Source organism: Mycolicibacterium moriokaense, assembly GCF_010726085.1.
GTDB classification, from domain to species: domain Bacteria; phylum Actinomycetota; class Actinomycetes; order Mycobacteriales; family Mycobacteriaceae; genus Mycobacterium; species Mycobacterium moriokaense.
The window spans coordinates 4,827,302-4,848,610 of record NZ_AP022560.1; the positions used below are offsets into that span (position 1 = coordinate 4,827,302).

The 21,309-nt window shown below is 65.1% G+C and carries 17 protein-coding genes; 4 read left to right on the forward strand and 13 right to left on the reverse strand.

Annotated elements, in window-relative coordinates; translation table 11 throughout:
* Positions 1 to 3 precede the first annotated feature (3 nt).
* Positions 4 to 1,500, reverse strand: coding sequence for a serine hydrolase domain-containing protein (locus G6N43_RS23770; RefSeq protein ID WP_083149497.1), 1,497 nt, complete (start codon positions 1,498 to 1,500; stop codon positions 4 to 6).
* A 142-nt stretch (positions 1,501 to 1,642) separates the two neighbouring features.
* Between G6N43_RS23770 and G6N43_RS23775 the strand changes: the two genes are divergently transcribed.
* On the forward strand, positions 1,643 to 2,446 hold the full coding sequence (locus G6N43_RS23775; protein WP_083149367.1) for a DUF1906 domain-containing protein: 804 nt from the start codon (positions 1,643 to 1,645) through the stop codon (positions 2,444 to 2,446).
* 117 nt (positions 2,447 to 2,563) lie between these two features.
* Here G6N43_RS23775 and G6N43_RS23780 read toward each other — a convergent pair whose 3' ends face one another.
* Complete coding sequence (locus tag G6N43_RS23780) at positions 2,564 to 2,893, reverse strand: hemophore-related protein (protein ID WP_083149366.1); 330 nt, start codon at positions 2,891 to 2,893, stop codon at positions 2,564 to 2,566.
* Between the two features lie 217 nt (positions 2,894 to 3,110).
* On the opposite strand from G6N43_RS23780, the gene G6N43_RS23785 reads away from it, so the two are divergent.
* Positions 3,111 to 4,352 carry a cytochrome P450 gene (locus tag G6N43_RS23785; RefSeq protein ID WP_083149365.1) on the forward strand — a complete coding sequence of 414 codons (1,242 nt, stop codon included), beginning with the start codon at positions 3,111 to 3,113 and terminating at the stop codon, positions 4,350 to 4,352.
* 31 nt (positions 4,353 to 4,383) lie between these two features.
* Here the strand turns inward: G6N43_RS23785 and fadD1 are convergent, their stop codons facing one another.
* From fadD1 to G6N43_RS23820, 7 genes are all read right to left on the reverse strand, one after another.
* Positions 4,384 to 5,961: a fatty-acid--CoA ligase FadD1 gene (gene fadD1, locus G6N43_RS23790; RefSeq protein ID WP_083149364.1), complete on the reverse strand. Its 1,578-nt coding sequence runs from the start codon at positions 5,959 to 5,961 to the stop codon at positions 4,384 to 4,386.
* Positions 5,954 to 6,355, reverse strand: a complete 402-nt coding sequence (locus tag G6N43_RS23795; protein ID WP_083149363.1) for a Zn-ribbon domain-containing OB-fold protein — start codon at positions 6,353 to 6,355, stop codon at positions 5,954 to 5,956. The genes fadD1 and G6N43_RS23795 overlap by 8 nt, the downstream gene beginning before the upstream one ends.
* Before the next feature lies 1 nt (position 6,356).
* Positions 6,357 to 7,559: a thiolase family protein gene (locus G6N43_RS23800; RefSeq protein ID WP_083149362.1), complete on the reverse strand. Its 1,203-nt coding sequence runs from the start codon at positions 7,557 to 7,559 to the stop codon at positions 6,357 to 6,359.
* A complete protein-coding gene (locus G6N43_RS23805) occupies positions 7,556 to 7,939 on the reverse strand; it encodes a hotdog family protein (RefSeq protein ID WP_083149496.1) in 384 nt (127 codons plus the stop codon). The genes G6N43_RS23800 and G6N43_RS23805 overlap by 4 nt, the downstream gene beginning before the upstream one ends.
* 155 nt (positions 7,940 to 8,094) lie before the next feature.
* Complete coding sequence (locus tag G6N43_RS23810; RefSeq protein WP_083149361.1) at positions 8,095 to 8,598, reverse strand: MaoC family dehydratase; 504 nt, start codon at positions 8,596 to 8,598, stop codon at positions 8,095 to 8,097.
* Complete coding sequence (locus tag G6N43_RS23815; protein WP_083149360.1) at positions 8,595 to 9,599, reverse strand: acyl-CoA dehydrogenase family protein; 1,005 nt, start codon at positions 9,597 to 9,599, stop codon at positions 8,595 to 8,597. Before G6N43_RS23815 ends, G6N43_RS23810 begins: the two co-directional genes overlap by 4 nt.
* Before the next feature lie 3 nt (positions 9,600 to 9,602).
* Entirely contained in the window at positions 9,603 to 10,754 is a 1,152-nt protein-coding gene (locus tag G6N43_RS23820) for an acyl-CoA dehydrogenase family protein (RefSeq protein WP_083149359.1), read from the reverse strand.
* Positions 10,755 to 10,910: 156 nt separating this feature from the next.
* Between G6N43_RS23820 and G6N43_RS23825 the strand changes: the two genes are divergently transcribed.
* Positions 10,911 to 12,704: a serine/threonine-protein kinase gene (locus G6N43_RS23825; protein WP_083149358.1), complete on the forward strand. Its 1,794-nt coding sequence runs from the start codon at positions 10,911 to 10,913 to the stop codon at positions 12,702 to 12,704.
* 14 nt (positions 12,705 to 12,718) lie between these two features.
* Here G6N43_RS23825 and G6N43_RS23830 read toward each other — a convergent pair whose 3' ends face one another.
* Genes G6N43_RS23830 through G6N43_RS23845 form a run of 4 tightly spaced genes read right to left on the reverse strand, consistent with a single transcriptional unit; the run spans position 12,719 to position 20,409 of the window.
* Complete coding sequence (locus G6N43_RS23830) at positions 12,719 to 13,336, reverse strand: chemotaxis protein CheB (protein ID WP_083149357.1); 618 nt, start codon at positions 13,334 to 13,336, stop codon at positions 12,719 to 12,721.
* On the reverse strand, positions 13,323 to 14,192 hold the full coding sequence (locus tag G6N43_RS23835; protein ID WP_179967912.1) for a CheR family methyltransferase: 870 nt from the start codon (positions 14,190 to 14,192) through the stop codon (positions 13,323 to 13,325). The genes G6N43_RS23830 and G6N43_RS23835 overlap by 14 nt, the downstream gene beginning before the upstream one ends.
* Positions 14,185 to 17,718, reverse strand: coding sequence for a response regulator (locus G6N43_RS23840; RefSeq protein ID WP_083149356.1), 3,534 nt, complete (start codon positions 17,716 to 17,718; stop codon positions 14,185 to 14,187). The genes G6N43_RS23835 and G6N43_RS23840 overlap by 8 nt, the downstream gene beginning before the upstream one ends.
* Before the next feature lie 6 nt (positions 17,719 to 17,724).
* Positions 17,725 to 20,409, reverse strand: coding sequence for a two-component system response regulator (locus G6N43_RS23845; RefSeq protein ID WP_083149355.1), 2,685 nt, complete (start codon positions 20,407 to 20,409; stop codon positions 17,725 to 17,727).
* 129 nt (positions 20,410 to 20,538) lie between these two features.
* Between G6N43_RS23845 and G6N43_RS23850 the strand changes: the two genes are divergently transcribed.
* Entirely contained in the window at positions 20,539 to 21,294 is a 756-nt protein-coding gene (locus G6N43_RS23850) for an acyl-[acyl-carrier-protein] thioesterase (protein ID WP_083149354.1), read from the forward strand.
* Positions 21,295 to 21,309: the final 15 nt, after the last annotated feature.

Genomic DNA, 21,309 nt, shown 5'->3' on the forward strand with positions numbered 1-21,309 from the left:
CCATCAGTAGAGGTTCAGGGCCCGTGCGGCCACCGTCGCGAGTTCACCCTGCAGATTCGAGATCGGCGCGCTGCCGCGCAGGTGGATCACGTTGGTGAGCAGAACGACGTAGGTGTCCGAGCCGGGGTCAATCCACAACGACGTTCCGGTGAACCCGGTGTGGCCGAAACTGCCGATAGGAAGCACCATTCCGCGCGGCTTGGAGTGGGCGGTATCGATGTCCCACCCGAAGCCGCGGAGGTTCTGGCCTGTGATCGCGGGATAGTGCGGCGCAAGCAGCGGATGCTGGATGTTCGGTGTTGTCGCGATGGCTTCTTGTTCGGCGGCATTGGCTGCCTCGACTTGTTCGGGCGTATGTCCCGGCTGCTGCGGAGTCGTCATCACCTGCAGCGCGGCTTGTGTCAGCGGAAAGTCACTGGGGCGGCGCGCGAGCCGGTCAAGCAGGGCCTGCGCGTAGACGCCGACGTCGTGTGCGGTCGAGAAGACACCGGAGCTGCCCGCCACTGCCCCCATGCGGCGCACGGTCGGGTCGTGCACCGTGCCGCGAAGCAGACGATCGAGATCGGGGTTGCTGCCCGGGTTCGCTCGGCCTTCCTCGTCGCGTGCCGTCGGCGCGATCCGCGGCAACAGGTCGATGTTCCAGGAGTCCGCAGGGCACGTATCAGCCGGTGGTCCGGGCGCCCACGCCACCGCCGATCCCCTGATCTCATGTGGCCCACACACTTTCGTCGGTGGCAGATAGCGGGTCTCCGCCATCCCGAGCGGCGCGAAGATGTTCTGTTGCGCGTACACGTTTTCCGGCTGACCGGTGAGCCTCTTGATCATCTCGCCGAGCAGGATGAAGTTGACGTCGGAGTAGTGGAAGCCCGCTCCTGGCGTCGTCTCCAACGGTTTAGTGAGCGCGCGGCGGATGCCCTCCGCGTGGTCTGCACCGTTCAACCCCCAGGGGTCCCGGAGGTCCAATTCGCCGACTAAACCTGAAGTGTGCGTGAGCAACATGCGCACGGTCACCTCGGCACGTTGCGGATCACCGGAGGGATTGAAGTCCGGCAAGTACGTTTGCACGGCGTCGTCGAATTGAATTCTGCGTTGTTCGTGGAGTTGCATGATCGCAGTCGCCGTCGCGAGGGGTTTTGTCAACGAAGCGAGGTCGAAGATGGTGTCTTCGGTCATCGGCTCTTCGGAGGACGGTGCTCCGTCGAGACCCAATTCGCCGGCAAGCTTGCGTACGCCGTAGGCCTTCTCGTGCACGATTTTGCCGCCGTGACCGATCAACACCACCGCGCCTGGCAGGGTGCGCGCCACAATCGCGTCGTTGATCAGTTTCGAGACCGTGGGTAACTCCGGAGCCGCTCTAGGCGCCTGGGTCGGCGTGGTCGCCTGTGTGCTGGTTGATGACGGCGTGCTTTCGACTGCCGGCTGTTCCGCATCGCCGCAAGAGGTCAACGCAAGTACGACAACGCCCATCGCAATGGCCTTCCGCGAAGAGCCTTTCGCCATGGCCACCTCGCCAAATCGAAGGTGTGCGTTCGTCACCACAAGTCGACCAACAGCATAGGGCGCCGCGGCCGCGCGAGATCCGGCGTCGGTGAATCTCGCGAGCCGGGAAAGGTTGGGCCGCAGATCTTGTTAGCATCGCGCCGTGGTCGACTCGCCGGCGTCACCCAGTCGCAGAGCACGTACGCGGCGCGAGGTCCTCAAATATGCCGCCTCCGCACCCGCTCTGCTGGTTCTCGGGACGGCCGCGGCGACACTGCGGGGACAGCAGGCCTCGGCCGCCCCCATGAAACTGATCGATTTCACGCACCGGTTGGTACCTCCGAACCAGATCAAAGCGGCGGGCTTCGACGGGGCACTGGTATATGTGTCGGAGTTGCGGCCGGGCGCGGACTTCGATTTCAAACCCGTCACCCGCGAATATGCGGACGCACTACGGGCTGAGGGCCTACACGTCGTCAGCTGTTATCAGTACGGAAAGCCCAACTGGCCGAACGCGCCGTCGGACTACACCCGCGGCTATGACGGGGGCGTCTACGACGCGCAGACCGCTCTGCTGAATCATGGCGCGGCCGGCGGTCCCGCGTCCGCGCCGATCTTCTTCAGCGTCGACGAGGACATCGACCTCGACACGTGGAACAGCGTCGCGGTCGAGTGGTTTCGCGGGATCAACTCGGTGCTGGGTGTGCCGCGCACCGGTATCTACGGACATGCGAATGCGTGCGGGTGGGCCCTGGCGGACGGCGTCATCGGACCGTCGACCAGTGCCGGCCACACCTGGGCCTGGCAGACGCGAGCATGGTCGAACGGTGAGCGCGAGCCTGCGGCCGTGCTGTATCAGGACGTGATCGTCACCCCGAACGATCCCGGCGTCATCCTGGCCAACACCAGCGTGGACGTGGACATCGTCCTCGCTCCCGACTTCGGGCAGTGGGACCTTGAAAGATAGGTCTTTAGAACTTTCCAAGGCCGCCGCACGATTCTGCTGTCAGCAAGTGCGGGGGCCCCACCCGACGAGGTCCCCGCACTTGCCTTATTCAGCAGGCTACGCAGCCCGGCCTGCCGATCAGTAGTTGTTACAGCTATTGGCGATCGATGCCATGGCGCCGAAGTACTTCTGCCCCCACGACGTCGTCTGGAATTCTTGAACCAGCTGCACGCGTTCGTTGGGCGGCGCGGCCAGGAAGTTGGTCAGCATGACCGCCGCCAGCGGGTTCGCGCTGAACTTCTGCGCCAGCGCCGGGTTCTCGGAGTTGAGCGCGGCCATGACCTGCGGATAACTGCAGGTCGTATCGATGATCGGGTCGGCGGACGCCACACCGGTACCCGTGGCAACCGACAGCGTGAGACCGCCGACCGCGGCGACCAGCAACTTTTTCGATGAGAGGTTGAGCATGTTCGGGGACCTTCCAACTTATGCAGTGGCCCCCGACTGGCCCTGACGTGAACAGTGCGTTCATCGTAGCTCGCGATTTCGGCGCCGTCACTGCGTTTTTGTGCGACTTCGGCGTGGCTGGTCACGCTGAGCGTGACTGCGCACGCCGAAATCGCACGGATGGGTGACGTGCCCGGCGATACTCAGCTCATCGCGTAATCGCATCCGAGGAGTTCTGATGGCCGCCCCGAACCTGCCGCCCGGCTTCGACTTCACCGATCCCGACATCTACGCCACCCGGCTGCCCACGGAGGAGCTCGCCGAGGTCCGTCGCGCGGCGCCGATCTGGTGGAACGAGCAGCCTCCCGGTGTCGGCGGGTACGACGACGGCGGGTTCTGGGTGGTGAGCAAGCACCGCGACGTCCGCGAGGTGTCGTTGCGCAGCGACGTGTTCTCGGCGGCCGAGAAGACCGTCGTCCCCCACCTCAAACCGTCGGTCGACATCGAAGGTCAGATCGCGGCGTCCAAGTTGTCCATGCTGATGATGGACGACCCCGAACACGCCCGGCTGCGCAAGATCGTCTCCCGCGGGTTCACCCCGCGCGCTGTCGAGCGGTTGCGCGCCGGGCTCAACGAGCAGGCGCAGCGCATCGCCGCCGAAGCTGCGACCCACACCTCCGGCGACTTCGTCCTCCAGGTCGCGCGTGAACTGCCGCTGCTGGCCATCACCGGACTTCTGGGTGTTCCGGAGGAAGACCACAAGAAGTTGTTCGACTGGACGAACCAGATGATCGGCGGCGACGATCCCGAGTTCGAAGAGCACAACTCGCTGGCCGCGGTGGGCGAATTAATTGGCTATGCAATGGAATTGGCGGCCCTGAGGAAGGAACAGCCTGGCGAGGACATCGTCAGCACGTTGGTCGACTCCGAAGCCGACGGGCAACTCACGGAGGCTGAGTTCGGGATGTTCGTCGTGACGCTGACGGTCGCGGGTAACGAGACCAGCCGTAACTCGATCACCCAGGGCATGATGGCGTTCACCGACCATCCGGACCAGTGGGAGCTGTTCAAGGCGCAGCGACCGAAGACGGCCGCCGACGAGATCATCCGCTGGGCCACGCCGATCACCGCGTTCCAGCGCACCGCGTTGGCGGACACCGAGGTTGCAGGTGTGCCGATCAAGAAGGGCCAACGGCTGGTGCTGTTCTACCGTTCGGCAAACTTCGACGAGGATGTGTTCGCAGATCCGCACACGTTCAACATCCTGCGGGATCCCAACCCGCACCTGAGCTTTGGCGGTACCGGCGCGCACTACTGTGTCGGCGCCAACCTCGCGCGGATGACCGTCGATCTGATGTTCAATGCGATCGCCGACCGCATCCCCGACCTCAAACCGATATCCGAACCTCAGCGGCTGCGGTCGAGTTTCATCAACGGCATCAAGCACTGGCAGGTGGATTACCGGGGCGCAAAAGTGTGATTTCGGCGTGCTTAGTCTCGCTGAGCGTTACCTAGCACGCCGAAATCGCAGAAAAACGGTGCCCGCGTGGCTCGCGTACCCATAGCACGCCGTCGCCGGCCGTCACACCCTCCCGGATGAGCTCGCGTTTGAGGATCTTGTTCGTCGCAGTCTGCGGCAGGTCGTCATTGATCCGCACATAGCGAGGCCAGGCTTTCGGAGACAGATCCGGTTGCGCCGCAAGGAATTCCCCGAACCGCCGCGGCGTCAGTTCACCGTTGAGCACGACGGCCGCCATCACCTGATCCCCGACGTGCTCGTCGGGCACGGCATACACCGCGACCAGAGTGATCTCCGGAAGACGCTGCAGAATCCGCTCGATCGGCCCCGCCGCGAGGTTCTCCCCGTCGACGCGCATCCAGTCCGCGGTGCGGCCCGCCAGATAGATCCACCCGTCGGCGTCGCGGTACGCCAGATCACCCGACCAGTACATGCCGTGGCGCATCCGCTCGTTCGTCGCGGCCTGGTCGTTGTAGTAGCCGGTGAACCCGCCGGACCCGTATGTGTTCACCAACTCCCCCACAGCGTCGTCGAAGTTGGAGAGCGCCCCGTGTTTGTCGAATTCCGCAGTCGCACATTCAGTCACGGTGTCGGGGTGATACACGCTGACTCCCGGATAACCCTTTCCGATGGATCCCGGCGGGCAGCCGTCCTCGCGCATCACCACCACGGCGAACTCACTCGAGCCGAAGCTGTCCACCACCCGGCAGCCGAACCGCTTGGCGAACAAGTCGATATCCCGTTCCGTCGCTTCGTTACCGAACGCCGCCCGCAGCGTGTTGTCCGCATCGTCGGGGCGCTCCGGTGTCGCCATTATCAACGCGAGTGGCTTGCCGACGTAGTTCATGTACGTGGCCCCATACCGGCGAATGTCGGACAGGAATCGCGACGGCGAGAACTTCGCAGGCACCATCGCCGCCCCGCACGCGATGGCGATCGCCCATCCGGCCGCCACACCGTTCGAGTGGAACAGCGGCATCGACAGATAGGCCACATCGTCGGCGGTCAGCTCGAAGCGCTCCACCAGGCTGGCACCGCACAGCACCGCCATCGCGTGTGCAAACGGCACCGCCTTGGGGTCACCGCTCGTTCCCGACGTGAAGATCATCAACGCGGTGTCCTGACCGCTAACCTCGCGAAACGGAACAAGTGGTTTCGCCGCTTGGACCGCCGCGCCGTACTGCTCGCCGTCAACGTCGACCACCGTCACCGGGCCAAGATCCAGCCCGTCGAGCAGCGGATGGTGGTCGCTGTCGACGAGCACCATCCGGCAGTCCGCACGGCGAATGTCCTTCGCCAGCCCCTCGCCGCGCCGCGTCGTGTTGATTCCGCACAGCACATAGCCGCCGAGCGCTGCCGCGGCCATCGAGCGCAGCATCGCCGGTGAATTGCCCAGTAGTGCACCGACATGCAGAGGCTCCTCGGATGCGGCCAGTCCGATCAGTGCCGAAGCTTCCGCCGACGCCTCGGCCAGATGCTCGCGCCACGTCCACGTCCGGTCGCCGTGCATCATCGCGACACCATCGTCGTCCAGGCGTGTGCGCAGGAGCTGCTGCACCGTCTCAATCATCGGCGGGCCGGTAGCGAAGCAAGGTCACACCGTCTTCGTCGCAGAACACCGGAACGACCCGCATACCGATCCGGATGTCCTCGGGCCGCACGTCGACCAGTTCGGTACTGACGCGCGGACCCACATCCCATTCGACGACCGCCAAGAGCTGTGGCAGCTTCTCCGCCCACGGCGGCCCGGTCGGGCGGCGCGCGACGGTGTAGGTGTACAGCGTTCCCGCGCCGTCGATCTCGCGCCACTCGAGGTCGTCGGCCAGGGTTCCCGGCGCGAGCGTGCGCGGGTAGAACACGTATCGGTCAGCCGACGGCGAGTATTGGATCAGGATCCGGTGTTCACGCAGAGCGTCCCAATACGGCTGCGACACCGGGGTCGGTTCGGGCAACGGGGCGGTCATCTCAGTCGCCACCCAGGATCAGGGCGACCTGCTCGCTCATGATGCCGCCGGTTCCGCTGACGAACGCGGTGTTGCAGTCGGCCACCTGCGCCTGCCCCGACCGGCCCATCACCTGCCGCGCACCGTCGACGACATGGTGCATCCCGCCGGCCATACCAGCCTGCCCGTAGGACAATTGGCCGCCCGCGGTGTTGAGCGGGAAGTCGCCGCGGAACGTCAGGTCGTGCTCCGTCAGCCACTTCATACCCTCGCCCTTGCCGCAGAAGCCCGCGTCCTCGAGCGTCATCAGCACGGTGATCGTGTAGCAGTCGTAGATCGACGCCACGTCGATGTCTCTGGGCTGCAGTCCCGCCATCGCGAAGGCCCGTTCGGCGGCCCGCGCAATCGGTGTCCGTAGGAGATCATCGGCGTAGGTTGGTGTCTTGAACCGGATATGCTCGCCGAAACCCTTGAGCCACACCGGGCGATGACGACCGCGGCGCGCGACGTCGGCATTGGCGATCAGCACACCGGCGCCGCCCTGCACGGGCATCACGGTTTCGAGCATGTGGATCGGGTCGGCGATTACCGGGCTGTTGAGCACGTCGTCGACGGTGATCGGCTTACCGTGGAACACGGCGCCCGGATGGGCGCAGGCGTTGGTCCGCTGATCCACGGCGATCCGCGCCAACGCCGCGGCGTCGTAACCGAATTCGTAGCCGTAACGCTGGGCGACCTGCGCGTAGGGACCGTTCTGGCCGACGTTGCCGTACGGAATCTCGAACTCCGCCTGCGGTGAACCGTAGTTGTTGCTCGACGCGCCGTACCAGCTCAGCGTCCGCCCCGGCTTCGACTCCGAACGTGGAACCTCCCTCGATCCGGGTACGACGGCGAGCACCGCATCGCATAGCCCCAATTCGACGGCGGCCGCGGCGCGCCACACCATTCCCGCGGCGGTGGCCCCGCCGAGATCCACCCGGTCACCGAAGTTCAGCGGCAGACCCAGGTATTCGGACAGCGTCGCTGGTGCGAACATGTCCGACTCCGCAATGCCGTGCGTCGAAAGACCGTTCACCACAGCCGGTTCGACGCCGGCATCCTCGATCACCATCTTCGCGAGTCGGGCGTACTGATCGAGCGTGAACGACGGCGGTGCGCTCTGGCGCTTCTCCGCAGGCAGTTCCGCGATGCCGATGATCGCCGCCTCGCCACGCAGGCCCGTCACGACTGGCCCCTCGACGGCAGTGCGACGGTCGCGGTCCCGGGCATCAGCACCTCGTCGCCACGCTTGCAGTAGATGTCGAGGTCGATGAGCCCGTCGTCACGCTTTCCGGTGATCACCCCGCCGAATGTCAACGGCTGCCCGGGATATGCGATCGCCCGGTTCTGGACGGCGAACGCCACCAACCGGCCGGCGCCACCGATCCAGTCGGTCAACGCCCGCGACAGCAGTGCGGCCTGCAGCGGGCCCTGAACGAGGACGTTGTCGTAGCCCTCGGTGTCGCGGGCCCAGTCCTTGTCGTAATGGATGCGATGGCCGTTGTACGTCGCGGCGCTGAAGAAGAACATCTGCGTCTCGTCGACGGTGACCGTCAATGCCGGGATCTCGTCACCGGTGGCGACGTCCTCGAAGTAGGGTTGCGTCCCCTCGCGAGCAGACGTGAAAACCCCCTTTTCGGGTCCATTTTGGGGGTTTTCGCGTCTGCTCGCGGAAGAAGAGTGGGGCGCGGAAGAAGGGTGCGGCGCGGAAGAAGACGGAGTCATGCTGGCCGCGCAATCATCGACGTCGTGGCTTCAGCGAGAAGCTCACGATGCTGGTTGCGGTACTCGGCGCGCCAGGTCACCAACACGAATCTTCCTGACCTACCTTCCTTCTCGACGATCGACTCGACCGTGCGCGTCATCTCGACCTCATCACCGTGGTAGGCGGGCAGATGAAATGTGGTGTTCTCGCCGCCGGCCATGCGCCGCGGCGCCTTCGGGAAAGCCATGCTGCCCGTCGCCGCGCCTGACGATCCGTCGGGCCGCAAGTCGCCGAGAGCGGCGACGCCGAGGATCGCGTACTGCAGGTACAGCGGCGGGCAGATGATGTCGCGATAGCCGTGCCGCCGCGCGTAGTCCGGGTCGAACCACAGCGGGTTGTGATCGCCGACCGCGGCGGCCCAGCGCTGCCAATCCCGGCGGTACACCTCCCCGGTGGCGACGGCGACCACCTCTCCGACCTTGGCGGCCGACTCCGGATCGATGAGGCTTTCGACGCTCACTGTGCATCCCCGACAAGCCATTTCGCGGCGATGTCGGCACCCCCGCCCAGCGTCGACAACACGCGGGCACGCTCGGAGAACAGATGTAGCCCGGTGTCGACGACGTACCCCATTCCGCCGTGCAGCTGATGAGCGTCGAGGGTGACCTTCTTGATCTCGGCCGCCCGCATCCGCGCGATCGCGGTCTCCCGCGTCGCCGTGCGGCCACGCCCGATCCAGAATGTGGCCGACTGCGCAGCGAGACGCGCTGCCGCCAGCGCGATGTGCATATCGGCGACGATATGCTGCGCGGCCTGGAACGAGGCGATCGGTCGACCGAACTGCTCCCGCATCTTCGTGTAGTCGACGGTGCGGTCGATCACCGCCTCGCCGACACCGACCAGGTCCAGACAGTCCAGCGCGACAATCGCGTTGGCCGTGCGCCGCAGCTGCTCGTCGTCGACCGGCACCGGCTCGTCGACCAGAACGTCGTCGAACCGGACGGTGAACACCGGAAAGCCGCCCATGATGGGCAGGGCCTCGATGTCGATGCCGTTCGCCGCGGTGTCGACTGCGACGACGCCACCGTCGGTCGTCGTGATGATCACGTCGGCCCGGTCCGCGTCGGCGACGTAGCGCACCTCGCCGCTCACCCGCCACGTGTCCTCGTCACGGCGCACACGGACGCGGGGCGTCGCATCCGCAGCGTCGCGCGGATTGAACAGCGCACAGGTTCCGCGTGCCTCACCGGACGTCAGCCGCGGCAGCCACGCCGACCCGACGCCGAGCCAGTCGACGGCCAGGGCGGCATACACCGTGCTCTGCACCACCCTGGGGCACAGCGCCCGGCCCGCCTCCACACAGAAGACGCCGATATCGCCGAGGCTGCCGTCGACCACCAACCCGAGGACACCCGCCGACGCCAGCGCTTTCCACTGCGCGTCCGGCTCGAGGTCGGCGGCGAGCACGCTGCGACACATCGCGGCGAGGTCGCGTTCGTCCTGCGAAGGAATCACCCGCATGCGTCACCGCCCGTACGACGGCATCCGGTGACCGCGTTGAGCGATCACGTCACGCAGCACTTCGTTGGTGCCTCCCCCGAAGCGCATGAGGGGCGAGACCCGGTAGAGGCGCTCGAAGAATCCGTCGAGCGGTGCCCCGGCGCTGCGGTGGGCGCGCAGGCCCTCGGGCCCGAGCAGGTCGATCGCGAGGTCGGCGATCCGCTGGCGCAGCTCGCTGGTGAAGATCTTCTCGACGCTGACCTCGACGGACGGGATGCGACCACTGTCGAGTATCGAGGCCGCTTCCAGGCCCATCAGCCGGGCAACCTCCACGTCGGCCTCGGCCTGGGCGAGCCGCCGCCTATAGGCCGGGCCGGGATCGGGAGCGAGCGCGGTCAGCTCATCGAGCGCCCGACGCAGGTCGCCGACGTTGATCAGCGCGCCGCGTTCCAGATCCAGCGCGCCGGTGATGTAGGTCCAGCCCATGTTGAGCTCGCCGATCAGGTTGGTGACGGGCACGCGCACGTCGCGGAAGAACGTCTCATTGGTGCGGTAGCCCGACCAGGCGTACAGCGGGTGGATCTCGATGCCCGGGGTGTCGATGGGGACCACGATCACCGAGATTCCGCGGTGCCGCGGTGCGTCCGGGTCCGTGCGCACGCACAACCACTCGTGGGTCGACCGCTGTGCCCCGCTGTTCCAGATCTTCGAGCCGTTGATCACCCACTCATCGCCGTCGCGGACGGCGCGGGTGCGCAGGCTGGCCAGGTCGGTGCCCGCGTTGGGCTCCGAGTAGCCGAGCGCGAAGACGATCTCTCCCCTGGCGATCCCGGGCAGGAACTCCTTCTTGTTCTGCTCCGTGCCGTGGCGCATGATCATCGGCGCCACCGACGTCACCGTCAGATCCGGACCGGGTACGCCGGCGTACTCGAACTCGCTCATCAGCAGGTGCTGATGCATGGCGGTCAGCCCGAGACCGCCGTACTCCTTCGGCCAGTTCAGGCCGAACCAGCCCTTTTCGCCGATCTTGCGGCGGAACGCCGTCAGCTCGCCGCCCTGGTGTTCGAGGCCGTGCTCGGCCATCTCCGCCCGCAGCGCGGCGGTGACGTTCTCCTCGAGAAACTGCCCTACCTCGGCTACCCAGGCTCGTTGCTCGTCGTCGAGCTCGAAGTCCACGCAGGCGACACTATCGAGAAAGTGTGCACTCGGCGGGCGAACGCGCTGCGATTTCGGCGTGGCTAGTAACGCTGAACGCGACTGCGCACGCCGAAGCCGCAGGCTCGTCATCGGCATAGTTCGTCGCCCGGGGGCCGTGGTTTGTAGTCTTCGGGGATGCCGTTCGAGAACGGCGAGGTCTTCGCCGGCTACGTGATCCAGCGGCTGCTGGGCACCGGTGGTTCGGGTGAGGTCTATCTCGCCCAGCACCCCCGGTTGCCTCGTCAGGATGCACTCAAGATCCTGACCAAGACCTCCGAGGTCGACGGTGAGTTTCGGGCACGGTTCAACCGCGAGGCGGAACTGGCCGCGACCCTCTGGCATCCCCACATCGTCAGCGTCCTCGATCGCGGTGAATTCGAGGGTCGGCTCTGGATCTCGATGGAGTACGTCGAGGGCACCGACGCCGGTCAGTTGATCCGCGAGACCTATCCCCGCGGCATGCCGGAGCAAGACGTCTTCGAGATCGTGACCGCGGTGGCCGATGCGCTCGACTTCGGTCATGAGCGCCGTCTGCTCCACCGGGACGTCAAACCGGAGAACATCCTCGTGACCGCCCCGAATGGGCACCGGCGCCGAGTCCTGTTGACGGATTTCGGGATCGCTCGCCGCATCGATGACGCCAGCAACCTCACCGATACCAACATCGCGCTGGGCACCATCAACTATGTAGCCCCCGAGCAGCTGCTGGGCCGGGCGCTGGATGGCAGGGCCGATCAATATGCTTTGGCCGCCACCACCTTTCACCTGCTGACCGGAAAACCTGTCTTCCAAGACTCGAATCCCGCCGTCATCATCAGCCACCATCTGGGCACGACGGCGCCGCGGATATCGGAGCGCCGACCCGATCTGGCGTACCTCGACCCGGTGCTTGCGAAGGCGCTGTCCAAGGACCCCAACGAGCGATACGCGACGTGCACGGACTTCGCGCGTGCGCTCACGGAGCGGGAGCGACGCGTGCAGGCCGCCGCGCAGGCGACGGGACCGATGCACGCCGCGGATGAGCGCCCGACCACGCAACGCCTGGAGCGTCTTGTCGTCCACGGCACCGCGCGCGGTGTGCAGCGCAGGGCGCTGGACAATCGAGATGCGATCGGGCTCTTGTCGTTTCACCTCGTGCCATATGAACCCGTCGCCGGCCGGGACGCGCCGGTGCCCGTCGAGATACAGACTCAGCTCGTCGCGGATCAGCTCGCCGACGGAGACGAGGTCGAGGTCACCGGGACATGGGACGGCGACCGTCTCGACGCGGACACGATCGTCAACATCTCGGCCGGAGTCCGCCCCAAGCAGCGACGGGCTCCGCGGAAGCCCAAGCCGCGAAGGACCCTGCCGCCCCGCGCCGAGAAGACGCGCACACGCAGGTGGATCCCGATCGCCGCACTCGTCGCGGTGCTCGCGTTGACGGCGGGCGCCGTGCTCTACTTCACCGACGGATTCGGCCTCTGGACCCGTCCGGGGCCGATCGTCAAGCCGGTGAGCGCGACCGTCTTCGCCCCCGGCGGCACACCTGACAACCCGCAGGACGCCGGCCTGGCCATCGACGGCAACCCGGACACGGCATGGAAAACCGTCACCTACCGAGACGCCGACCCGTTCCCGAAATTCATTGAGGGACAGGGTTTGTTGTTACATCTTTCCGAGCCGACGGCTTTGAGCGCCGTCACCATCGACTTGTCGAGCACCGGCACCGAGGTGCAGATCCGGTCCTCGCCCACCGAGAATCCCGCCACGTTGGCCGACACCACCGAGCTCACCCCCACCACCACGTTGGAGCCGGGCGAGAACCGCATCGAGGTGCACAACCGGACCAAGACATCCAATGTGCTGGTGTGGATCTCGAAACTGGGCACGACAGACGGCCAGAGCCGCACGGAGATCTCAGAGATCACCCTGCAGGCGGCCAACTGAGTGCGCGCCCAACGTCACCCGTGCCCTGAGAGCCACCTCCCGATCCCGGGAGGATCCGCGACGTGGTCCGGTTCCACCAGGCGCATCGCCGCATTCACGGCCACCGGCGCCTGGCAGCTGTCGGGGTCCTGAAGCACGACCCGGCCCCCGGCCGCTTTCACCGCCTCGCAACCACGCGCACCGTCGTCGTTCGCGCAGGAGAGCAGAACGGCCGTCACCGAATTGACGAGGTGCGCTGCGCTGGAGAAGACGACATCAATCGAGGGTCGCGAATAGGCGACCGGCTCATCCAAGGTCAGGTGCGCGCGGACACCCGGCCTGGTCTCGTACTGTTCGATGGGTGTCTGCGGCTCGTTCGACGGAACTCGGTCGTTACCCAGCAGGAGGTGATAGCCCGCCGGCGACACCGTCACCGCGCCTAATGGACAGGCCCAGGGACTGGAGTTCGGTTCGTGGACCGGAATCGCGGTGTAATCCTGAAGCACCTCGACAAGTCCCGCATACTGCGGCGCGCGGTGCAGCACCACGCAAACCACACTCTCACCGATGTTTTCGAGCGTCTCGAAAATTCCCGTGCACGCCCCGATGCCGCCGGCGCTACCCCCGATGACGACGACGTCAGGGCCGGACATGCTCGTTCTGACCCCTGACGTAGATCCCGAGCCGACGCTCGACCGGGGTGAACAGTCGCTTGCCCTCCCCGGTGAGGCCTTCGCGCGGGCCGGTGACGAGATTGCCGAAGGGCGCTAGGCTTTCCCAGAACAGCCGCTCGACCCTGCGCTGCAGTGATTCTTCGAAATAGATGAAGACATTCCTGCACAGGATCAGGTGGAATTCGCCGAATGTGCTGTCGGTGGCGAGGTTATGCGAGAAGAACTCGAGACTCGACCGCAGATGGGGGCTGAGGATGCACCGGCCGTACTTGGCGGTGTACCAGTCCGAAAACGGCCTTTCGCCGCCGCTGGCCTGATAGTTGCGGGTAGCACCCACCATGGCATCCGCCGGGTAGATCGCCGACGCCGCTACCCGCAGTGACCCATTGTCGATGTCCGTGGCGTAGATCGTCGTCCGATCCAACAGACCGGCCTCGTCCAACAGGATCGCGGCCGAATAGGCTTCCTCACCCGTCGCACAGCCCGCGATCCAGACCCGTATGCGCGGGTAGGTGGCCAGCCTGGGCAACACGCCCGTACGGATCTTGGCGAACACCAACGGGTCCCGGAACATTTCGGTGACATTCACCGTCATCGCCGACAGGAAAGCCGACAACAGCTCTGGCTCGCGCAGGACCCGGCCCTGCGCCTCGGAGATGGTGCCCAAATCGTGTCGTTCGACGAACGCCATCAGCCTGCGGTTCCTCGACGCGTCGCTGTAGTGGCGGAAGTCGTAGCCGAGATGGTTGTACAGCGTGTAGAAGAACGCTTCCGCCTCAATGGCAGTCAACTCGTTGGAGCGAGCCGCTTCCGGCTTTTCGTCGGGCTTACTCACTGGTGCTTGAGACCCGCGGCCTGCCGGTCAGCCACACCCGGAGCACCGACGTGAGTTGATCCATGTCGACGGGTTTGGTGACGTAGTCGGAAGCGCCTGCGTCCAGGCACTTTTGGCGGTCACCCTTCATGGCCTTCGCGGTGAGCGCGACGATCGGAAGACTCTTCCAGTGGGACTCGGCCCGGATCCGGCGCATCGCCTCGTATCCGTCCATGACGGGCATCATGATGTCCATCAGCACCAGCCCGATCTCCGGGTGAGCGGCCAGGCTGTCGAGCCCCTCCTGCCCGTTGCGGGCTGGGATGACCGTGATCCCATACCGCTTCAACAGGCTGCCGAGCGAGAAAACGTTTCGCACGTCGTCATCGACAAGCAACACGGTGGTGCCCTGCAGGGATTCGTCGATTCGGGTGGTGTTGGCGAGGATTTCGCGGGCCGAATCCGGCATGTCGGTCGCCACGCGATGGAGAAACAGTGCGGTCTCGTCCAGCAGTCGCTCCGGCGATCTGGCGTTCTTCAGAACGATCGCCGACGCCAACGCTTCGAGGCGCTCCGTTTCCGCCGCTGTCAGTTCACGGCCCGTGTGCACTATCACGGGCAGACTCTGCTGCTTGAGCTGATCCTTGATGCGGTCGATGAGGTCGATGCCGTCGATGTCGGGCAATCCGAGATCGAGAACCAGGCAGTCGTAGGACGTCGAGCCGGCCAGTTCATCCAGGACTTGCTGACCCGTACCGACGCAGGTGATCTCGATATCGTCGCTCTCGATCAACTGCTGAACGACCGCACGCTGATTCACGTCGTCCTCGGCGACAAGGACGTGTCGCGGCCCAGGCTTCAGGAAATCTGCGACGGTGGCGAACATTGACCGGAGCTCGGAGATGTCGCTCGGTTTCTGCAACGTCTGGATGGCGCCCATACGACGGCCACGCCCACCGTCGTCGGAACCGGAGACGACATTGACCGGAATATGGCGGGTGTCGAGATCGTGCTTGAGGACGTCGAGGACCACCCAGCCGGCCATATCCGGCAGCCCGATGTCCAGGGTGATCGCCGCCGGCTGCCGTTGTTTCGCCAACGCCAACGCTTTTCGGCCGCTGCCGGTGGCGACGAAGTCGAACCCGGCCTCCGTCGCCAGGTCGGCCAGCAGACCGGCGAAGATCGGATCGTCCTCCACGATCAGCAGAACAGGTTTGGCGCCTGTCGGCCAGGTGACGTCCGAGATGTCGACGTCTTCGAAGCGGGTACCAAGACCCCCGGTGTCCGCCGAGACGGGCCCGGCATCCTCACCATCCGACTGACGCGACACCTCACCATTCGACCGACCGCCCTCACCGGTGGACACCGCCGTACCGGCCGGCACCGCGGAGCGGTCTCCCTCAGGCAGCGACGGCGCCTCGACCGGCAGATAGCAGGTGAATGTCGATCCCTGCCCCAGGGCACTGCGAACCGTGATCTCACCCCCGAGATTGCGGGCCAGTTCCCGGCTGATCGCCAGCCCCAGGCCGGTCCCGCCGTACTGCTTCGCGGTGCCGCGACCCGCCTGCTGGAACGACTCGAAGATCAGACTGTGGTCCTTCTCGTCGATGCCGATTCCGGTGTCCGCGACGGCCAGGGTCAGATAGCCATCGCCAGGGTGGCCCTCCATGTCGCGCGCTCCGGACAGCTCGACCGTCACCGAACCCTCGTCGGTGAACTTGATCGCGTTCGCCACCAGGTTTTTCGCGATCTGCTTGACCCGCGTGTAGTCACTCATGACTTCCCGCGGCGCGGCGTCGGTCAGCACGACACTGAAGGCCACACCCTTGTTCTCGGCGATCGGGCGGAAGTTGCGGTTGAGAAAGCTGACCAGCTCCAACACATCGATCGGTTCGATCTCGAGGCGTATCGAACCGGATTCGACCTTGGCGAGGTCCAGTACTTCGTCGATGAGGTTCAGGAGGTCCTTGCCGGCGTGCTGGATCGTTTCCGCGAACTCCTTTTGCTTTTCGGTGAGCGGCTCATCGGAATCGGCAAGGAGGCTCGCCAGGATCAGGATGCTGTTCAGCGGGGTGCGCAGCTCGTGCGACATATTCGCCAAGAACTCCGACTTGTACCGTGACGACACGGCCAGTTCCTCGGCCTTCTCTTCGAGAGTCTGGCTGAGGCGGTGCAATTCCTCGTTCTTGTACTCCAGGGAACGCGCCTGCGTCTCGAGTCGCTCCGACGTGGCCCTGAGCTCTTCCTGCTGCGAGCGGAGTTCCTCGGTCGTCTCCTCGAGCTCGGCGTTCTGCGCCGACAATTGATCTTCACGCAGTGTCAGTTGCTCGTTCGTCGCTCGTAGCTCCTCCTCTTGAGCCTTCAGTTCCTCCGTCTGCGCCTGCGCCAGCTGCAGCAATTCCCGAGTCTTCTCCGCGGATTCGATCGCACTGATGGCGACACCGGCTCCGAGCGCGATGCTCTCCACGAGTTCGATGTCATCCGGTGTGAACAAACGGAGGGCGGCGAGCTCGAGAACGCCGAGCACTTCGGATTCGAAGCTGATCGGGATCAGCATCAGCGATACGGACGCGGTCTTGCCCAGTCCCGACACGATCTCGACGTAGTCGTCGGGAGCGCCCACCACCTCAATCCTGTTGCCTTCCAGTGCACACTGGCCAACCAAGCCGTCACCCAGGTTGAACGAGGTGGGTAGGTCCTCGCGGCGGTGGAAGGCGTACGACGCCGTCAGGGCGAAGCGGCCGGGGTCGTCGGGCTGTCGGAGGTAGAGCGCTCCGTGCTTGGCGTCCAGCGCGTCCGCGGCGCCCTTCATGACGATCTTGGCTGCGGCAGCCACATCCGGTGCAGTCTGCACCTCGGTCATCAGGTTCGCCTGAATTTCCTTGGAGCGACGCGCCTTCTCGTCCCGTTGCGCCGCGCTGGTCACGGTGCGGTGAATGTTGCGGCTGGTGAAGAAGAGCAGCACCGCCAACGTCGCGACGATGACACTCGCCAATGTCCAGAGCAACGCACGGGTCGTCGCAATCGCCTGCCGCACCCGCAGACTGGCGACGTCGACCGTCTCGAGCGTGTCCTGCTCGATGCCTTCCAGTTGCTGCTCGAGCAGTGCCACCTGACTGCTGAGGTTTTCCGCGGAAGCCGCGGCATCTCCGGTCGTCGCGAAGTTTTGCATACCTGTCCGGTAGTCGGACTGAAAGCTGGCCCAGGTATTCAGCGCCTGCTGATATTGGATCCGCTGGTCGCTGTCGGTATCCCCCGCTGCGGCCGCCCGCAGCTCGGCTTGAATGGATTTGTCGAGTTCTTCTATCTCGGCGGCGTGTGCGGCACGTCGGCTCGGATGGTCGAACAGGAACTGGTGGTAGGTGGTCAGCAATGTCTCGAGGTTCCGCTGAATTTCCAGCACGTCGACCTGCGCGTTGCGCGCTGCGTTGCGCTCCTCGAAGAGGGTGTTGATCCGATTGGTCTGAATCGTGTAAAGCGTATTCCCCAAAATGACTGCGAGAAGTGCGGATCCGCACAAGAGGGCCAGTCTGGTCGCAAGCGTCATGTCACCCTAGCCTTCACCGGTACCGCGGGCGGCCCGCCCCGCACGCCAGTTCTGAACCCGGTCGGCAAGGTCTGTCACCTCGATCGGACGGGCATGCCAGAACCCCTGCTGCAGAACACATCCTGCCTCGCTGAGCCAGTCCGCCTGTTCGCGCTTCTCGACTCCTTCGGCGATCAGATCGATCTGCATGCACGCAGCCACGGCGATCTGACCGCGCACCAGCCGTTGCGCACGGTCGCTTTCGTGGACGTCCTCGACGAACGAGCGATCGATCTTCAACCAGTTGGCGGGGATGTGTTTCAACGTGGTCATGCTCGCGTGGTCGACGCCGAAATCGTCGAGGGCAAGGCTGAACCCGAGTTCGCGCGCGCGCTGCAGGTCCGCGTATGCGGGTGAGGGGTCCTTGGTGAAAGCGCGCTCGGTGAGTTCCAGACAGATGCTGTCCGGGGCTATCCCGTAGTCGCGGTGCGCGGCGACAAGGTGACTGAGGAATTTCTTGTCCAGGACTTGGGCCGGCGACAGGTTCACGTGCAGCTTCAGGTCGTTATGGCCAAGAGCCACATAGTCTTCGAAGCTTCGTGTCACGGTCCACCGGCCGAGAGCGCCGGCCTGTCCCGACGCCTCCGCCAGCGCGATGATCTCGTTCGCGGGCACGTCCCGGTCGGGTTCATCAGGTTCGCCGCGAGCCAGCCAGCGCACCAACGCTTCCAGTCCGAACAGCTCGCCGGTGACCGCGTTGACGATCGGCTGGTAAACCATGCGCAGATCCGAACGCGCGATGGCGTCGGCCAGCTTCGCCCGCAGATGTGCATTCCCCCGGCGGCGCGACCCCATCGATTCGGTGTACAACACACATTCGTCCAGACGATTGATCTTCGCTTCGAACATGGCGATATCGGCCTGGGTCAGCAATTGCTGCGGTGTGTGAGCCGTCGCGCCCAAGACGGAGATACCCATGCTCAGCGAGGGCTGCAGTGTCGCGTTCTTACACTGCACCGGCTGCGACTGCACCTGCTCGAGGATGCGATTGCCTCCAGCTACGGCCGCGCTAGCGGACTCCACGTGTTCGAACAGCACGATGAACTCGTCGCCACCGACACGGCAGACCAGGGTGTCGCCCCGTACCGCCGCACGAAGTCGATCCGCCACTTCGACGAGCAGTTCGTCGCCGGTTTCGTGGCCGTAGGTGTCGTTGATCGGCTTGAACTTGTTGAAGTCCATGTACAGCAACGCCGCCAGGTCGCCGTCCTGCTGGCGGGCCAGCTCTTCAAGCCGCTCGGTCAGTTGTCTGCGGTTGGGAAGGTCGGTCAGCGGATCGTGAGTCGCGAGATGGGTGATCACCGACTGCGCCTGCTTGATCTCGGTCAGGTCGTGAATCACCACGGCGACGCTGAAATCGTCCGAGTCGCCGATCGGTGACAGCGTGATCAGAACGTCGACGTGGCGATCGCCGTGTGCCGCAAGCGTCGTTTCCAGCGAGCTCTGCCGGCGCGTCGCCAGCGCGTCGTTCAACTGCTCCCGCAGCCGGCCCCGGTGACCGTCAACCGCGAGCTCGACGATGGATCGGCCGATCAACGTGTCGCAGTCCTGAGTGAACAACGCTTCGGCGGCCTTGTTGCAGCTGCGTATCTCGCCCGCACCGTTGACCGCGAGGATCGCATCGCTGGTGCCCTGCATCACGGCGGCATACTCGGCCTGGACCCGGAACAGGGAGGCATTCGAAATCGACAATGCGGCCGCCACCGCTACTGCGCGAAACAGTGCGACCTCGGTTTCGGTGAACGAAGGTCCGTCGGGTCGGCCGACGCACAGGGTGCCGACGAGCTCGCCCCGGGCCGTCAACTCCTCGACCAGCACCAGTCGGTCGTTCGGGTTTCGATTCCGGTCGGTCAATTGCTCGGCGAGCCACTCTCGCGAAAGACCGGACGGTGCGGCCGACTCCGGGCGCGCGAACGAGTGGCGCCAACCGTCGCCGGAGGTCGGCAGGCGCAGCAGGCAATCGCCTCTGACCAACTCGCTCAACCCGGTGACGATGGTCGTCTCCAAGGAGGCCAGATCGAGGGTCTGTTCGGCGAACATGTTGGCCAGCCGCGCCCGCGCCCGCGCACCTGCCAACTCCTCCCGGTGCCATATCTCAGCGGCGCGAGCCGCCTGCAGTTGCTCTTCGTGCAGCTCGGCGGCCTCGCGGTGGAGCCGGGCGAATGACCGATCCAGCTCCAACAGCGCCTTGACCTTGGCGTACAGCACCTCCCGAGCGACGGGCTTGACGAGGAAGTCGACCGCACCCAGGTCATAGCCCCGGTTCAGATCGCCGGCGTCGGCCTGGCCGGTGAGGAAGATGATGGGTGTCGACGCCATCTCCTCGACGTCCCTGATCAGCTGCGCGGTCTCGAAACCGTCCATTCCGGGCAGGTTGACGTCGAGGACGATCACTGCGACCTTGCGCTGAAGCAGCACAGTGAGGGCCTCTTCGCCGGAACCTGCCGTGACGACCACACACTTCAGCGGCGTGAGCACGGTCCACAGCAGATCGCGAAGTCGAGTGTCGTCGTCGACAACGAGGATGGTCTGCATGTCGTCGGCCGGTATGCGCTTCGGCGTGGCGCCATCGGTCAGCGTGGATGGCGCACACCTCCCCCGTTCACCGGGCGTGCACGGCGGGTTCTGTCCGCGCAGGCCCCTGTGAGACATCGAGCCCCCTTCGACCAGCCAAAAGACAGATTTCGACCACAATAGTTCGGTTGACTCGGGAAGGGACCGAAGCGGGCGGAACGACACGAATTCGCAGTATTTGGTGAATCACCAGGTAGACAGGACTCGATGCCAAGTATGGATGTGAACCAACGGCTGCGACCGCAGCCTTCGGACGGCTATATCTACCGCACGTCCTGGGCCGTGCCCACCGGCGACATCGGCGACCAGCTGCAGTTGCGCCTAGACGGGGTGGCCCGCTACATCCAGGAAGTCGGTGCCGAGAATCTGCTCGATGCAGGCGAGGCCGAGGCGCATCCGCACTGGCTCGTCCAGCGCACGGTGATCGATGTCATCGAGCCGATCGAGTGGCCCAACGAGGTGTCGTTCAGCCGCTGGTGCTCGGCACTGTCGACGCGCTGGTGCACGATGCGCGTCGATCTGGTCGGCAGCGAGGGCGGCCGGATCGAGACCGAGGGTTTCTGGATCGCGATCAACGAACGCACCCTGACACCGCAGCGGGTCTCCGACAGTCTGATCGACAAGTTCTCCAGCACCGCAGATGAGCACCGCCTCAAGTGGCGGCCGTGGTTGACCAACCTCGACGAGGCCGATGTGGTTAGACCATTCGCGTTGCGTCGCACCGATATCGACGTGTTCGAACACGTCACCAACACCGCCTACTGGCATGCCATCCACGAAGTGATGGCCGAAGTGCCTGAGGTGTGCCGCGCACCATATCGCGCGGTGGTCGAGTATCGCCGGCCGATCCAGTACGGCGAAGACGTCACCCTGCGATGGGCCCGACGCGACGACGACGTGAACATCGCGATCGCGGTCGGCGATGAAATCCGTGCTGCCGCATTGCTGCGAACGCTCAGCTAGCCGATCCGAAAAAGA

Bases quoted from the DNA above. Each gene is read 5' to 3' on its own strand.
- G6N43_RS23770 (WP_083149497.1), bottom strand. From the start codon at position 1,500: ATGGCGAAAGGCTCTTCGCGGAAGGCCATTGCGATGGGCGTTGTCGTA.
- G6N43_RS23780 (WP_083149366.1), bottom strand. From the start codon at position 2,893: ATGCTCAACCTCTCATCGAAAAAGTTGCTGGTCGCCGCGGTCGGCGGT.
- G6N43_RS23785 (WP_083149365.1), top strand. From the start codon at position 3,111: ATGGCCGCCCCGAACCTGCCGCCCGGCTTCGACTTCACCGATCCCGAC.
- fadD1 (WP_083149364.1), bottom strand. From the start codon at position 5,961: ATGATTGAGACGGTGCAGCAGCTCCTGCGCACACGCCTGGACGACGAT.
- G6N43_RS23795 (WP_083149363.1), bottom strand. From the start codon at position 6,355: ATGACCGCCCCGTTGCCCGAACCGACCCCGGTGTCGCAGCCGTATTGG.
- G6N43_RS23815 (WP_083149360.1), bottom strand. From the start codon at position 9,599: ATGCGGGTGATTCCTTCGCAGGACGAACGCGACCTCGCCGCGATGTGT.
- G6N43_RS23825 (WP_083149358.1), top strand. From the start codon at position 10,911: ATGCCGTTCGAGAACGGCGAGGTCTTCGCCGGCTACGTGATCCAGCGG.
- G6N43_RS23830 (WP_083149357.1), bottom strand. From the start codon at position 13,336: ATGTCCGGCCCTGACGTCGTCGTCATCGGGGGTAGCGCCGGCGGCATC.
- G6N43_RS23840 (WP_083149356.1), bottom strand. From the start codon at position 17,718: ATGACGCTTGCGACCAGACTGGCCCTCTTGTGCGGATCCGCACTTCTC.
- G6N43_RS23845 (WP_083149355.1), bottom strand. From the start codon at position 20,409: ATGTCTCACAGGGGCCTGCGCGGACAGAACCCGCCGTGCACGCCCGGT.
- G6N43_RS23850 (WP_083149354.1), top strand. From the start codon at position 20,539: ATGCCAAGTATGGATGTGAACCAACGGCTGCGACCGCAGCCTTCGGAC.